The organism is Sanguibacter sp. Leaf3, from assembly GCF_001425965.1.
Taxonomy (GTDB): Bacteria; Actinomycetota; Actinomycetes; order Actinomycetales; family Cellulomonadaceae; genus Sanguibacter; species Sanguibacter inulinus.
Map to the genome: position 1 here is coordinate 288,898 of NZ_LMRH01000004.1, position 13,742 is coordinate 302,639.

12 protein-coding genes are annotated in these 13,742 nt (G+C 69.6%); 7 read left to right on the forward strand and 5 right to left on the reverse strand.

The annotated features are described in order from the left end of the window. Nucleotides 1–213: 213 nt before the first annotated feature. The 4 genes from ASG53_RS18740 to ASG53_RS18755 are packed head-to-tail and all read right to left on the reverse strand — an operon-like array spanning nt 214 to nt 3,971. Nucleotides 214–1,032 (reverse strand): ABC transporter permease, encoded by an 819-nt coding sequence (locus ASG53_RS18740; protein ID WP_056136894.1) that lies wholly within the window; start codon nt 1,030–1,032, stop codon nt 214–216. Further along, nucleotides 1,029–2,018, reverse strand: coding sequence for an ABC transporter ATP-binding protein (locus tag ASG53_RS18745; protein WP_082544228.1), 990 nt, complete (start codon nt 2,016–2,018; stop codon nt 1,029–1,031). The genes ASG53_RS18740 and ASG53_RS18745 overlap by 4 nt, the downstream gene beginning before the upstream one ends. Before the next feature lie 54 nt (nt 2,019–2,072). Beyond that, complete coding sequence (locus ASG53_RS18750) at nt 2,073–3,215, reverse strand: HAMP domain-containing sensor histidine kinase (protein ID WP_056136896.1); 1,143 nt, start codon at nt 3,213–3,215, stop codon at nt 2,073–2,075. A gap of 18 nt (nt 3,216–3,233) precedes the next feature. Further along, nucleotides 3,234–3,971 carry a response regulator transcription factor gene (locus ASG53_RS18755; protein ID WP_056136898.1) on the reverse strand — a complete coding sequence of 246 codons (738 nt, stop codon included), beginning with the start codon at nt 3,969–3,971 and terminating at the stop codon, nt 3,234–3,236. A gap of 234 nt (nt 3,972–4,205) precedes the next feature. Between ASG53_RS18755 and ASG53_RS18760 the strand changes: the two genes are divergently transcribed. The 3 genes from ASG53_RS18760 (at nt 4,206) to ASG53_RS18770 (ending at nt 7,678) form a co-directional block, all read left to right on the forward strand. Then, on the forward strand, nt 4,206–5,534 hold the full coding sequence (locus ASG53_RS18760) for a hemolysin family protein (protein WP_056136900.1): 1,329 nt from the start codon (nt 4,206–4,208) through the stop codon (nt 5,532–5,534). Beyond that, a complete protein-coding gene (locus tag ASG53_RS18765; protein ID WP_056136902.1) occupies nt 5,531–6,571 on the forward strand; it encodes a hemolysin family protein in 1,041 nt (346 codons plus the stop codon). The genes ASG53_RS18760 and ASG53_RS18765 overlap by 4 nt, the downstream gene beginning before the upstream one ends. A gap of 345 nt (nt 6,572–6,916) precedes the next feature. Continuing rightward, nucleotides 6,917–7,678, forward strand: a complete 762-nt coding sequence (locus tag ASG53_RS18770) for a M15 family metallopeptidase (protein ID WP_162246179.1) — start codon at nt 6,917–6,919, stop codon at nt 7,676–7,678. Between the two features lie 280 nt (nt 7,679–7,958). Here ASG53_RS18770 and adhE read toward each other — a convergent pair whose 3' ends face one another. Continuing rightward, on the reverse strand, nt 7,959–10,742 hold the full coding sequence (gene adhE / locus ASG53_RS18775) for a bifunctional acetaldehyde-CoA/alcohol dehydrogenase (protein WP_056136906.1): 2,784 nt from the start codon (nt 10,740–10,742) through the stop codon (nt 7,959–7,961). A 328-nt stretch (nt 10,743–11,070) separates the two neighbouring features. On the opposite strand from adhE, the gene ASG53_RS18780 reads away from it, so the two are divergent. From ASG53_RS18780 to ASG53_RS18795, 4 genes are read left to right on the forward strand one after another with little or no spacing between them, the layout of a single operon-like run. Continuing rightward, complete coding sequence (locus tag ASG53_RS18780) at nt 11,071–11,559, forward strand: methylated-DNA--[protein]-cysteine S-methyltransferase (protein ID WP_056136907.1); 489 nt, start codon at nt 11,071–11,073, stop codon at nt 11,557–11,559. Then, nucleotides 11,559–12,065: an RNA polymerase sigma factor gene (locus tag ASG53_RS18785; protein ID WP_056136909.1), complete on the forward strand. Its 507-nt coding sequence runs from the start codon at nt 11,559–11,561 to the stop codon at nt 12,063–12,065. Before ASG53_RS18780 ends, ASG53_RS18785 begins: the two co-directional genes overlap by 1 nt. 28 nt (nt 12,066–12,093) lie before the next feature. Continuing rightward, entirely contained in the window at nt 12,094–12,696 is a 603-nt protein-coding gene (locus tag ASG53_RS18790; RefSeq protein ID WP_056137171.1) for a methylated-DNA--[protein]-cysteine S-methyltransferase, read from the forward strand. Then, nucleotides 12,693–13,562: a DNA-3-methyladenine glycosylase family protein gene (locus ASG53_RS18795; protein WP_056136911.1), complete on the forward strand. Its 870-nt coding sequence runs from the start codon at nt 12,693–12,695 to the stop codon at nt 13,560–13,562. Before ASG53_RS18790 ends, ASG53_RS18795 begins: the two co-directional genes overlap by 4 nt. Nucleotides 13,563–13,742: the final 180 nt, after the last annotated feature.

Here is a 13,742-nt window from a genome sequence, read left to right on the forward strand (position 1 = left end):
TCGCCCACTTTCGTACAGATCGCTACCGCGGCGCGCGGTATCTGACGCTCCCAGCCTAGGGCCTAAAGACCTACGTCCCGGACCGTAACCGGGGCTATTCGCCCAGTGACTTTCGTCCGATCTCTCCGGGCTTCACCGCATGGCAAACCCAGGGCAACGAGAGTCTGGTGAACACCCAAAGAGGGTCCGGGCTTCGTCTGTGGCGGGTATGGCTCACGACACGTCGCGCCGCAGCGTCGTGAGCGAGCCGATCGCGGCGAGCACGAGGGCGTAGCCCGCCAGCACGGCCAGGCCGGCGCCCCAGGGGAGCACGTCGGCGATCCCGGCGGAGGAGAAGACGCTGCCCCCCGTGATCGCCTCGCCGGCTGCCCCCGGGAGGTAGCTCGCGATGCTCGCCCCGACGTCGCCGACCTGCGTCAGGCCGAGCCGCAGCACGGCCTCGAGGAACTGGGTGTAGACGAGGATCACGATGATCGCGAGGACCTGGTTCGTCAGGATCGAGCCGAGGGCGACACCCAGGGGGGCCCACACGGTGAGTGCGAGCACAGAGCGGGCGACGAGCGTCCACGTCTGCGTGTCACCGAGCAGCGTCGCAGACCCGCCGAGCGCCAGCCCGGCCGCGCCGCCGCCGACGGTCGCGAGCGTGGCGACAGCGCCGTAGACGACGCCGATCGGCAGTGCCGCGATCATCTTGGCGACGAGCACCCGGGTGCGCGACGGGCTCGCGAGGAAGGTCGGGGTGATGGTCTGGTGCCTGTACTCGCCCGTCATCGACAGCGCGCCGATGATCACCGGGAAGACGTAGCCGAAGGCTGCGGCCGTGCCGTACACGGAGCTGCGGACGCTGTCGGGCGAGGCGAGGTCGGCACCCGGGCTGCTGCCCTCGACCGCGAGGCCTGCGGTCCCCGCTCCGATGGACCAGCCGAGGAAGATCCCGATGAAGGCCATGTAGGCGGCCATGACGAGCAGGAGGACCCACCAGAGTCGGGTCGTGACGAACTTCCTGTACTCGCTGCGCAGGGCGACGTTCATGCTGCTGCTCCTGACGTGGTCGGCTGGACGAGTCTGAGGAAGAGGTCTTCGAGGCTGTCGGTCTTGTCGAGGAGCCCGTGCAGCTCGACGCCGGCGGCGAAGGCGGCGGCGCCGACCTGCGCGGTGCTCACGTGGTCGACCTCGAGGGTCGTGCCGTCGGCCGACCGGCTCGAGACGTGCCACCGGTGCTCGGCGGCGAGCCTGTCGAGCGCTGGCCCGTCAGGCGAGGTCACGGCGACACGGGGTGAGGCGAGGGCGCTGAGCTCGGCCATCGACGAGGCATGGACGAGACGCCCTCCGGCGATGATCACCACGTCGTCGACAGACTGCTGCACCTCCGAGAGCATGTGGCTCGAGACGAGGACCGTCATGCCCTGCGCCGCGAGGTGCCGCAAGAACCCGCGGAGCCACCGGATGCCCTCGGGGTCGAGGCCGTTCGACGGCTCGTCGAGCAGCAGCACCCGCGGGCTCCCGAGGAGCGTGGTCGCGAGGGCGAGGCGCTGGCGCATGCCGAGGGAGTAGCCGCCCACCCGGCGCCGTCCAGCGGCTCCCAGGCCGACCTGCTCGAGCAGCTCGTGGCAGCGCGTGTCGTCGGCGCCCGCGTAGGGGGCGTACGTCCGCAGGTGGTCGAGGCCCGTGCGCCCCGGGTGGAAGCTCGTCGCCTCGAGCGCGGCACCGACCTCGCGGAGCGGGTCCGGGATGTCGGCGTAGGCCCGTCCGGAGATGGTCGCCGTGCCGCTCGTGGGCGTGGCGAGCCCGAGCAGCATGCGCAGCGTGGTCGTCTTGCCGGCACCGTTGGGGCCGAGGAAGCCGGTCACGCGCCCTGGCAGGACGTCGAAGCTCAGGTCGTCGACGGCCGTCACGGACCCGAAGGTCTTGGTGAGACCGCGGACCGAGACCGTGCCGGGAGCGACGGCAGGTCCAGCGGGCCGACTGTCTGCGGGCTTAGCGGGTCGATGGGGTCTGACGGCGTCGTCGGAGGTCATGGGAGCAGCGTAGTTGTTATAGCCCGGCTATAACAAGTGGTGATGACTGCTGCCTCAGAGGGTGTCGGCCCCGGAGCTGCCCGCCCCGCCGACGACATCGCTGTCCGAGGGATCAGGCCCTTCCCCCGGTGGGCGCTGCGGCAGAGCGACCCGCATCGTCGCACCGGCGAGGGTGTCGGCGACCTCGACGGTCCCACCATGAAGGTCGACCGCCCAGCGCACGATCGCCAGACCGATCCCGGTCCCGCCGGACCCTGTCCCGCCGGCCGTCGGTGCCCCGTTGACCCCGGCGCCCCCGCGGGCGAACCTCTCGAAGATCCGCTGACGGTCCTCGACCGCGACCCCCGGACCGTTGTCGCTCACGTCGAAGACGATCTCGTCGTCCGTCCGGCGCGCCATGATGCTCACCTCGCCCATGAACGGGGAGTGCCGGATCGCGTTGTGCAGCAGGTTGACCAAGATCTGCCGGAGTCGTTCCTGGTCCGCAGTGAAGGTCGCGTCCTCGGGCTCGACGTCGACGAAGAACGCGAGCTGCTTGCCGGCCTCGATGGTCGACACAGAGTTCACGACGTCCTCGAGGAAGTCCTTGGCGACCACCTCGGTGAGGTTGAGGTCGGCGGCCCCGGCCTCGACCCGCGACAGGTCGAGCAGGTACGCGATGAGCCGCGTCAGCCGCTCGGTCTGCGTCAAGGCTGTCTGCATGGTCGCGGGGGTCGGCTCGACCACACCGTCGACGAGGTTCTCCAGCTGGGCGTGCAGGGCCGCGACGGGTGTCCGCAGCTCGTGCGAGACGTTGGCGATGAGCTCGCGGCGCACCCTGTCGGAGGAGTCGAGGTCCTCCGCCATGATGTTGAAGGCCGTCGCCAGCTGCCCGACCTCGTCGCGGCTCGTCGCCTGCACCCTGCGGCTGTAGTCGCCCTCGGACATCGACCGGGCGGCCGAGGTCATCTCGCGCAGCGGCGACGTCATGCCGCGGGCCAGCAGCATCGTGAAGAGCATCGAGGCGACGATCGCGAGCGGGAAGGTCCGCGTCGGGCCGAGGTTGTACCGCAGCCCGAGCCAGGTGACGAAGGCCGCGAGGGTCACCGACGCGGCGACGACGATCGCCATCTTGATCTTGAGGGTCTTGAACCTGTCGAGCGGCCTGACGTCCGGCAGGTGCGGCCGGAGCGGGCGGACGTTGCGCGGGGAGCTCATGGTCGAGGTGTCCAGACCTCAGGCGCTCGCGGGCGGCTCGAAGGCGTAGCCGACCCCGTGCACGGTGCGGATCAGGTCCGCACCGAGCTTGCGGCGCAGCGCCTTGATGTGGGAGTCGACGGTGCGGGTGCCGCTCGCGTCGGCCCAGTCCCAGACCTCGGCGAGCAGGCGCTCACGCGTCTGCACGGTCTTGGGCGAGCTCGCGAGCATGACGAGGAGCTCGAACTCCGTCGGCGTCAGGTGGATCTCCTGCTCGGCGCGGTGCACCCGACGCTGGGCGCGGTCGATGACGACGTCGCCGATCACCATGGGTGGCTCGGCGCCGTCGGAGGCCGAGGAGGCCTGAGCGGCCCTGTCGACGCGGCGGAGCAGCGCCTTGAGGCGGGCCACGAGCTCGCGCATCGAGAAGGGCTTGGTCATGTAGTCGTCGGCGCCGACCCCGAGGCCGATGAGCATGTCGGTCTCGTCGTCACGCGCTGTGAGCATGAGGATCGGGACGGGGCGCTCGGCCTGGATGCGGCGGCACACCTCGAGCCCGTCGATCCCGGGGAGCATGACGTCGAGCACCACGGCGTCGGGCTGCATGCGGGCGGCGGCGTCGACCCCGCTGAGGCCGTCTCGGGCCACCTCGGTGCGCCAGCCCTCGGCGCCCAGGCGTTGGGCGATCGCCGTGGCGATCGCGGGCTCGTCCTCGACGATGAGGATCGAGGCACCGGCTGAGGGGGAGCCGTCGGGGCGCGGTGAGGTGACTGACATGCCTTCACAATTGCACACCGGCGGGCTCTTCGGCACGAGAAACGGCGGTCGACCCGCGCGAGTTCCCTGGAGGAACTGTGGAGAGCGCCGGGTGGCGGACAGCCGGTCGACTATTATTCTCATCCTGATGACAGCCGACCATCCGTCACGACACGTGTCCTCGACATCGACTCCCCCCGGGCCTGGTCTGCACGACGACCACGCGGGCCTCACCTCCGTCTGCGGTGAGCGACGGTGACCGACTGGTTGTTCGTCGGTCTCGGCGTCCTCCTCACCATCGGCACGGCAGTCTTCGTCGCGAGCGAGTTCTCGCTCGTCACCCTCGACCCCGCGGTCGTCGGGTCGGACGACGACGAGGACGACGACCCTGACTGGCGCGGACGCAGCGTCCGCGGTGCCGTCAAGCACCTGTCGACCGAGCTCTCCTCCGCGCAGGTCGGCATCACCATCACGACCATCCTGCTCGGGTACACGGCGCAGCCGGCCATCAAGAACCTGGTCGGCGGTCCGCTCGAGAGCACCGCGCTGTCCGCGACTGTCGCCGGCGTGGTCGCCGTGACGGTGTCCCTCGTGCTCGTCAACTTCTTCTCCATGCTGTTCGGAGAGCTGATCCCCAAGAACTACGCACTGAGCCGGCCGCTGCCGACAGCCCGTCAGGTGGTCCCTGTGCAGCGGGTGTTCACCCGTCTGCTGCGACCTGTCATCGCGGCTCTCAACGGCTCGGCCAACGCGATCCTGCGGCGCGTGGGTGTCGAGCCCAAGGAGGAGCTCTCGGGTGCGCGCTCGGCCCCCGAGCTCGCCGCGCTCGTGCGCAGGTCCGCCCAGGTGGGCACCCTCGACGTCTCCACGGCCCGCCTCATCACGAATGCCGTCGAGCTCGACGAGCTCACGGCGGTCGACGTGATGACCGACCGCATGCGGGTAGCCGTGGTCGCCCGTGAAGACACCGCCAACGACGTGATCGAGCTGGCACGACGGACCGGCCACTCGAGGTTCCCGGTGATCGACGCCTCCAGGGACGACATCGTCGGGCTCGTCCACCTGCGTCGCGCCGTCTCCGTGCCGCGGGAGCGCCGGGACAACGTCCCGGCTGTCGCCCTGATGGACGAGGCACCCCGGGTGCCGGAGACCGTGCGGCTCGGCCCGCTGCTCGTCGAGCTGCGCTCCTTCGGCATGCAGATGGCCGTGGTCGTCGACGAGTACGGCGGTACCTCGGGCGTCGTGACCTTCGAGGACGTCGTCGAAGAGCTCGTCGGTGAGGTCTCCGACGAGCACGACGCGCGCCGCGCCGGCGCGCTGCTCGCCTCCGACGGCTCGTGGGTGGTCCCCGGGCTGCTCCGGCCCGACGAGCTCGAGGAGCGCACGACGCTGCGCGTCCCTGAGGGGCCGGACTACGAGACCCTCGGCGGGCTCGTCATGGCCAGGCTGGGCCGGGTGCCCGTCGTCGGGGACGTGGTGCGTCTGGACGCGGAGTACGAGGGTGGGACCGTCACGGCCACCGTCGAAGAGATGGACGGGCGCCGGGTCGACCGGCTGCGTCTGCGGACAGGGGACACGGCATGAGCTCCGGGCTCGCACTGACCATCGGCGCGCTGCTGCTCGCCGCGAACGCGTTCTTCGTCGGTGCGGAGTTCGCGATCATCTCCGCGCGGCGCAGCGCCATCGAGCCGCTCGCGCTCGCCGGCAACAAGCGTGCCAAGACCGTGCTGTGGGCCATGGAGCACGTCTCGCTCATGCTCGCCTGCGCCCAGCTGGGGGTGACCATCTGCTCGACAGGGCTCGGTGTGATCGCCGAGCCCGCGCTCGCGCACCTGATCGAGGTCCCGCTCGAGGCGCTCGGGGTCGGCTCGGCGCTCGTCCACCCGATCGCCTTCGTGCTCGCGCTCGCGCTCGTGGTCTACCTGCACGTCGTGCTCGGCGAGATGGTCCCCAAGAACCTGTCGGTCTCAGGGCCGGACAAGGCCGTGCTGTGGTTCGGCCCGCCGCTCGTGCTCGTCGGTCGCCTGCTGCGTCCTGTGATCGTCGCCCTCAACTGGCTCGCCAACCACGCCGTGCGGCTGACCGGGGTCGAGCCCAAGGACGAGGTCGCGTCGGCCTTCACGGCCGAAGAGGTCCAGTCGATCCTCGAGCACTCGCAGGCCCAGGGCTCGCTCGTCGACGAGCAGGGGCTGCTCGCCGGGGCGATCGAGTTCTCGGAGCGCTCAGCCGCCGATGTCATGGTGCCCCTCGACGAGCTCGTGACCCTGGCCGAGGGATGCACCCCGGACGAGGTCGAGAGGCTCGTCGCACGGACAGGCTTCAGCCGTTTCCCCGTGGTCGACCCTGGCGGCGACCTCATCGGGTACCTGCACCTCAAGGACGTGCTCTTCGCGACCGAGGACCAGCGCGACGTGCCGCTCCAGGTGTGGCGCACGCGCGCCCTGGCCGAGGCCTCACCGGACGACGAGGTCGAGGTCGTGCTGCGCGCCATGCAGCGCTCCGGTGCCCACCTGGCGCGGGTCTGGGACGGTTCTGCAGTCCTCGGAGTCGTCTTCCTCGAAGACATCTTGGAAGAGCTCGTAGGTGAGGTACGTGACGCCATGCAGCGCGAGGCTCGGTGAACGGGTCCGCTGCACCAGCGGCTTCACAGTCCGCCCACACGCTGATCACCGTAGATGCAGGTGAAGTGTGGGTAGACGGCTTGGAAACGGGCCGATCGTTCGTTACTGTTCTGTGACAGAGGTACTGCGGTCTTGCCACCTCGTCCGGGTCCGCCCGGACCAGGAGTGCGAGGCCGCTTCGTCTGCCCGGTGGTTGCCGGTCAGGCCCGCAGAGATGATGGAGGTGTAGTGGAGCAGCAGTCCGACCTGGTCACAGGTGAAGCTCCCCTCTCCCGACGGGCGATCCGCGAAGCGGCAGAACGTGAGTCACGGCGTCCCGCTCGCGTCCGACGCACCCCGTCACCCGTGAACAACCCGACCCCCGGGTCGCACCGCTGGATCCCGCGCGCCGCCGTCTTGACGAGCCTGGCTGTCGCGACGATCGCCGTGCCGATCTCGGCTGGCGCTGGGAACGTGTCCACGGACGTCCAGGCCGAGTCAGGGGCCGAGCCCCAGGTGGTCGACGTCCCCGAGGTCCAGGCGGAAGCCGTGGGGCCGACCGCGACGAGCATCCTCGCGACGGCGTCGAGCGGCTCGGCCGTGCCGGCCAGCCTCGCTCAGTCCGTCCCGACCGAGCAGCGCACCGTCGCCGCCGCGAGCCGGTCTGAGGAGCGCACCTCGCTCACCACCTCCGGCTGCGACATCACCAACCTCCCGACGGGGACCAACGGCAACCTGTCCTCTGAGGGACTCTGCGAGCTGTGGGACACCGGTCAGTACGCTCGCGCTGACGCAGCCGACGCGCTCATCGCGCTGAACGAGGCCTACAAGGCCAAGTACGGCGTCAACATGAAGATCACCGACGGCTACAGGACGCTCGCGTCCCAGGTCTCCCTCAAGGGGACCAAGGGCGGCCTGGCGGCTACCCCGGGCAAGTCCGAGCACGGCTGGGGTCTCGCCGTCGACCTCAACGCCGAGACCTACAAGGGAACCGAGAAGTTCGCCTGGCTCAAGGAGAACGCACCGCTCTACGGCTGGGACAACCCCGCCTGGGCGCGTGCCGGTGGCAGCGGCGCCTTCGAGCCGTGGCACTGGGAGTTCACCGAGGGTGTCGAGGGTCGTAGCTGACCTTCCCCCAGCATCGTCTTCACGAGAGGGCCCGGCCAGGTGGCCGGGCCCTCTCGTGGTCTCGGAGCTGGAGCCGGTGTGCAGGTCGCGTCGTGACCGCGCTCCGGTCTGACTGCGCTCCGTGACGGGCCCGACCGGCCGCGACGGGTCAGACCAGTCCCGACGTGACCGACGGGTCGTCCCAACTCCCGCAGGGCCTTCGACAGACGGCCGACGCCCCGCTCCTGACGAGAGGAGCGGGGCGTCGGCCGTCTGCGGTGGTGCTAGCGGTCAGCGCGTCTCAGCGGCGGCGGCCCTTCTTCGGTGCCTCAGGTGCGAGGTCCTCAGGGATCTCGACTGCAGCTGCGTCGACGGGGGTTGCCTCCTCAGGGGTGGCCGAGACCGCGGGGACGGTCTCGACCGCGGCGCGACGGCTCGCACGGACCGCCTCGAAGGAGGTGCCGTAGTACGCGGCCTCCATGATGGTCTTCATGTCCTCGAGCATCGGCATGCGGGGGTTGGCCGGGGCGCACTGGTCCTCGTAGGCAGCCATGGCGAGCGAGTCGAGGCTCCCGATGAAGTTCTCCTCGGCGACGCCCTGTGCCTGGAAGGACGGGGCGATGCCGACCTTGTCACGCAGCGCCTCGACGGCCTTGGCGTAGGACTCGACGCCCTCGGCCGGCGTCGACGCGGGGAGACCAAGGTGCTTGGCGATCTCCTGGAAGCGCTCGGGTGCCACGTAGTGCTCGTACTTGGGCCAGCTCGTGAGCTTCGTGGGCACGGTGCCGTTGTAGCGGATCACGTGCGGCAGGTACGTCGCGTTGGTGCGGCCGTGGATCAGGTGGAAGGCCGAACCGGTGACGTGCGCCATCGCGTGCACGATCCCGAGGAACGCGTTGCCGAAGGCCATGCCGGCGATCGTCGCGGCGTTGTGCATCTTCTCGCGAGCCTTGACGACGGTCTGCTCGGTGCTGCCGGGAGCGCCGTTGACCGAGGCCTCGATGTTCTCGAAGATCAGCTTGATGGCGTGCAGGCACAGGCCGTCGGTGAAGTCGTTCGCGTAGACGGAGACGAAGGCCTCGGTCGCGTGGGTCAGTGCGTCGAAGCCGGAGTCTGCGGCGAGGAAGCCGGGCATCATCGCGGTCAGTGCCGGGTCGACGATCGCGACTGTCGGAGTGAGCGCGTAGTCGGCGAGCGGGTACTTCTTGCCCGAGACCGGGTCGGTGATGACCGCGAAGGGGGTCATCTCAGAGCCTGTGCCGGAGGTGGTCGGGATGCAGACCAGGCTGGCCTTCTCACCGAGGTCGGGGAACTTGAAGGCGCGCTTGCGGACGTCGAAGAACTTCTCCTTCATGTCCGCGAACTCGATCTCGGGGTGCTCGTAGAGCAGCCACATGACCTTGGCGGCGTCCATCGGCGATCCGCCACCGAGGGCGATGATCGTGTCGGGGTTGAAGGCCCGCATGAGCTCGGCGCCGGCCGTCACGGAGTCGACGGTCGGCTCGGGGAGGATGTCGTCGATGATCTGCAGCGCGACGCGGTCGCCGCGACGGTTGAGGACGTCGAGGATCTTGTCGACGAAGCCGAGTCGGGTCATCGTCGAGTCGGTGACGATCGTGACCCGGCTGATGCCGCGCATGTCGGCGAGGTAGCGGATCGCGTTCGGCTCGAAGTACGTCTTGGCGGGGACCTTGAACCACTGCAAGTTGTTGTTCCTCCGGCCGATGCGCTTGACGTTGACGAGGTTGATCGCCGACACGTTGTTGGAGACCGAGTTGTGGCCGTAGGAGCCGCAGCCGAGGGTGAGCGAGGGGATGAAGGCGTTGTAGATGTCACCGATGCCACCGAGGGAGCTGGGCGCGTTGGTGATGATGCGGACGGCCTTCACGCGTGAGCCGAACTCTTCGATGATCGCCTGGTCCTCGGAGTGGATCGAGCCCGAGTGGCCGAGGCCGTCGAACTCCACCATCTGCTCGGAGAGGCGGATGCCCTCCTCGGCGCCGTCGGCGCGCAGCACGGCGAGCACTGGGCAGAGCTTCTCGCGGGTGAGGGGCTCGTTGGGGCCGACCTCGGAGACCTCCGCGAGGATGATCGACGTGCCCTCGGGGACCGAGAAGCCCGCCTTCTCGGCGATCCACTCGGGGCTCTGGCCGACCACTGTCGGGTTGAGCTTGGCCTCGCCGCAGTTGGTGCCGTTGGCCTGGACCCCGAAGATGAACTCCTCGAGCATGGCCTTCTCGGCGGCGTTCACGCGGTAGGCGTGCAGGACCGCGAACTCGGACATGGCCTCGTCGTAGATCGGGGCGTCGAGGATGACGGCCTGCTCGGAGGCGCAGATCATGCCGTTGTCGAAGGCCTTGGACAGGACCACGTCGTTCACGGCGCGCTTGAGCTTGGCGCTGCGCTCGATGAAGGCCGGGACGTTGCCGGCGCCGACGCCCAGGGCGGGCTTGCCGCAGGAGTAGGCCGCACGGACCATCGCGTTGCCGCCGGTCGCGAGGATCAGTGCGACCCCCGGGTGGTTCATGAGCAGGTTGGTGGCCTCGAGCGAGGGGTGCTCGACCCACTGGATGCAGTCGGCGGGTGCGCCGGCGGCGACGGCGGCGTCACGGACGACGCGGGCGGCGGCGACCGAGGACTGCTGGGCCGAGGGGTGGAAGCCGAAGATGATGGGGTTGCGGGTCTTGAGCGCGATGAGCGACTTGAAGATCGCTGTCGAGGTCGGGTTCGTCACCGGGGTGACACCGCAGATGACGCCCACAGGCTCTGCGATCTCGGTGATGCCGGTGAGCTCGTCGCGGCTGATGACGCCCACGGTCTTGAGGTTCTGCATCGAGTTCGTGACGTGCTCGCACGCGAAGATGTTCTTCACGGCCTTGTCCTCGAAGACTCCGCGGCCGGTCTCGCGTACGGCGTGCACGGCGAGCTCGCCGTGCTGGTTGAGGGCTGCGACCGAGGCCTTCTTGACGATGTGGTCGATCTGCTCCTGTGTGAAGCTCGCGTACTCGGCGAGCGCAGCGTTGCCTGCGACGACGAGAGCGTCGATCTCGGCGGCGACTGTGGTCGGTGCGTCGGTGAGGGTCATCGGGTCCTTCGATCGGGATGTCGTGCGGGGGATGTGATGTCTTCAACGCTATGCGGGTGTGTCCGCCCTCACATGCGTCAAAGGTCCCATGTTTTCTCCAGGGTGGGTGCGGGGGCTGGTGCGGATGCCGCTCTCCGAGATCTGACAGGTCTCGGACCTCACGAACCGGCTCTGGCCGACGTCTGCAGGGTGACTGGGATGATGGTCCGGCGTCCACACCCGGTGCGGCGTCAGATGTGCGCAGCTTTCTGCATCTGGCTGCATCGGGGTCGACACAGGCCGACGCGCGCCTGGCGAGCAGGCCAGCTTGAGGAAGGGAGGGGATCGTATGAGGACGTTCCGGGTGATCGAGTCGCCCGTCGGTCCGTTGACGGCCGTGAGCACTGACGGAGTGCTCAGCGGTCTGTTCATGGCGGGGGCGGCTCACCTCCCCGACTCTTTCGGCGAGCCTTCGGACGACGGTGCCGGGCAGCTCGAGAGCGAGCTCTCCGAGTACTTCGCGGGTGGGCGTCGCGAGTTCACGGTGCCGGCGGCCGCTGTCGGGACCGTCTTCCAGCACAGGGTCTGGGCCCAGCTGGCCGAGATCCCCTACGGCTCCACCCGCAGCTATCTCGACCTCGCGCTGGCCCTGGGTGATGCCCGGCTGGTGAGGGCGGTGGGAGCCGCGAACGGGCGCAACCCCCTCTCGATCATCGTGCCGTGCCACCGCGTGGTCGGCTCTGACGGGACCCTCACCGGGTACGCGGGCGGGATCGCCCGCAAGGAGCAGCTCCTCGCGATCGAAGACCCACGCCGCCTCGCCGAGGTGCTCTTCTGATGCAGCGGGCCTTCGACCACGTCGTCACGGCGCACGGCGGCGCTGTCCTGCGGGTGTGCCGGGCCCTCGTCGGCCCAGACGACGCCGACGACGTGTGGGCCGAGACCTTCGTCTCGGCGATGCGCGCCTACCCGGAGCTACCTCAGGATGCCAACGTCGAGGCGTGGCTGGTGACCATCGCCCGTCGCAAGGGGATCGACCACCTCCGCGCCAGGGCTCGACGTGCCCTCCCGGTCGAGGCGGTTCCTGAGCGTGCGGACACCACCGGGCTCGGTGCGGCCGAACGGCTCGACCTGTATGCCGCACTTGCCACGCTGCCTACCCGCCAGCGGGAGTGCGTCGCCTTCCACCACCTGGGTGGCCTGCCCTACGCCGAGGTCGCCGCCGTGCTCGGCGGGACCGAGGCAGCCGCACGTCGGGCCGCCGCCGACGGGGTGCGGGCGCTCCGCGCGGCACTCGCTGGACCTGTGACCACGGACGAGGAGGTGTACGGTGCACGACTCTGAGCAGAATCAGCAGAAGGAGCAGGCCGCTCTGGGCTGGGACGAGCTCGCCGGTCTGGACACCGACGCGGACAGCGTCGTCGAGTCGGTGCTGCGGGCACGGCTGGCGCTCGTCGCCCAAGAGCGCGGGCTGCTCGACGTCGCCTACCGCACCGTCGACACACCTGTCGGCGAGATGCTCCTGGCAGCGACCGAGGTCGGCGTCCTCCGCCTGGCCTTCGCGGTCGAGGGCTTCGACCAGGTGCTCGACACGCTGGCCCGCAAGGTGAGCCCTCGGGTCCTGCGTGCGCCGGCCCGGCTCGACAGGCTGGCCTTCGAGGTCGAGGAGTACCTGACCGGCAGCCGGCGGAGCTTTGACCTGCCGCTGGACCTGACCCTCACGACGGGTTTCCGCCGAGAGGTGGTCCGGCACCTCCCCGAGATTCCTTATGGGCGCACCGCGACGTACACCGAGGTGGCCGCACTCGCGGGTAGCCCCCGTGCGGTCCGCGCGGTGGGCACAGCCTGCGCGAAGAATCCTCTGCCGCTCGTCGTACCGTGCCACCGGGTGGTGCGCTCTGACGGCACCACCGGGCAGTATGCCGGCGGGCCTGCCGCCAAGCGGTGGCTGCTCGAGCTCGAGGCGGCGTCATGAGCAACGATCTAGCAGTCCGGCTGGAGCACACGGTCCCGATCACCCTCGAGCCGCTGATGCGGACCGTCGCCGCCCATGCGATTCCCGGCATCGAGACCTGCGACCTGCTCGCTGCTCGGCACTCGCGCACTGTTCGTGGGGGCGAGCTCGTCGTCACGGTCGAGTGGGACGAACCTGGATCGGTCCGACTGAGCGCTGTGGACCACGACGGTGACGCGCCGGTCGACGGCGGGCTCGTCGCGACAGTCCGGCGCTGGCTCGACCTCGACCGCGAGGTCGAGGAGATCGACGCGCACCTCGCGCAGTCTGGGACGCTCGCACCTCTTGTCGCTGCGCGCCCGGGGCTGAGGATCCTGGGCTCGGTCGACGGGTTCGAGACCGCCGCGATGACCGTGATCGGGCAGCAGGTGTCGCTCGGTGCAGCCAGGACCTTCGGTGGGCGGCTGGTCGCGGCGCTCGGGGGAGACGCCCCAGCAGGATTCCGGTCCTTCCCGACAGCCGAGGCTGTCGCAGCGGTCGATGTCGACACCCTGGGTAGCATCGTCGGGCTCACCGGAGCCCGGGCAGCGACAGTGTCAGCCCTCGCTCACTCCGTCGCCTCGGGCGACCTCCTCCTAGGTATGGACGACGACCCGCATGCCGCCCGCGCTGCACTGCTCGCCGTGCGGGGCATCGGACCGTGGACAGCCGACTACGTGGCGCTGCGCCTCTTCGGTGATCGTGACGCCTACCCGGCAGACGACCTCGTGCTCAAGAAGGCCCTCGGGGTCCGGACCGGGACAGCGGCTGCACGGCTCAGCGAGGACTGGGCACCGATGCGTGCCTACGCCGTCACGCATCTCTGGACTCAGACGGCGTTCTCTTGAACCGACGCGTGATTGACGTCGTAGCGCCTGGCACCTGACAAGCTGTCATCGAGCCCCCGTCAGCACGCGACGAGGCGAGCGCGTCTCGGAGGTTGTCGTCCCCTGCCGAGCGGTGACGCACGGTCGCACACGCCTGCGGCGTACCTCAAGACCTTCGAGCCGACGTGGTCTGCAGGCGGC

Bases quoted from the DNA above. Each gene is read 5' to 3' on its own strand.
- ASG53_RS18740 (WP_056136894.1), bottom strand. From the start codon at position 1,032: ATGAACGTCGCCCTGCGCAGCGAGTACAGGAAGTTCGTCACGACCCGA.
- ASG53_RS18745 (WP_082544228.1), bottom strand. From the start codon at position 2,018: ATGACCTCCGACGACGCCGTCAGACCCCATCGACCCGCTAAGCCCGCA.
- ASG53_RS18750 (WP_056136896.1), bottom strand. From the start codon at position 3,215: ATGAGCTCCCCGCGCAACGTCCGCCCGCTCCGGCCGCACCTGCCGGAC.
- ASG53_RS18755 (WP_056136898.1), bottom strand. From the start codon at position 3,971: ATGTCAGTCACCTCACCGCGCCCCGACGGCTCCCCCTCAGCCGGTGCC.
- ASG53_RS18765 (WP_056136902.1), top strand. From the start codon at position 5,531: ATGAGCTCCGGGCTCGCACTGACCATCGGCGCGCTGCTGCTCGCCGCG.
- adhE (WP_056136906.1), bottom strand. From the start codon at position 10,742: ATGACCCTCACCGACGCACCGACCACAGTCGCCGCCGAGATCGACGCT.
- ASG53_RS18780 (WP_056136907.1), top strand. From the start codon at position 11,071: ATGAGGACGTTCCGGGTGATCGAGTCGCCCGTCGGTCCGTTGACGGCC.
- ASG53_RS18785 (WP_056136909.1), top strand. From the start codon at position 11,559: ATGCAGCGGGCCTTCGACCACGTCGTCACGGCGCACGGCGGCGCTGTC.
- ASG53_RS18795 (WP_056136911.1), top strand. From the start codon at position 12,693: ATGAGCAACGATCTAGCAGTCCGGCTGGAGCACACGGTCCCGATCACC.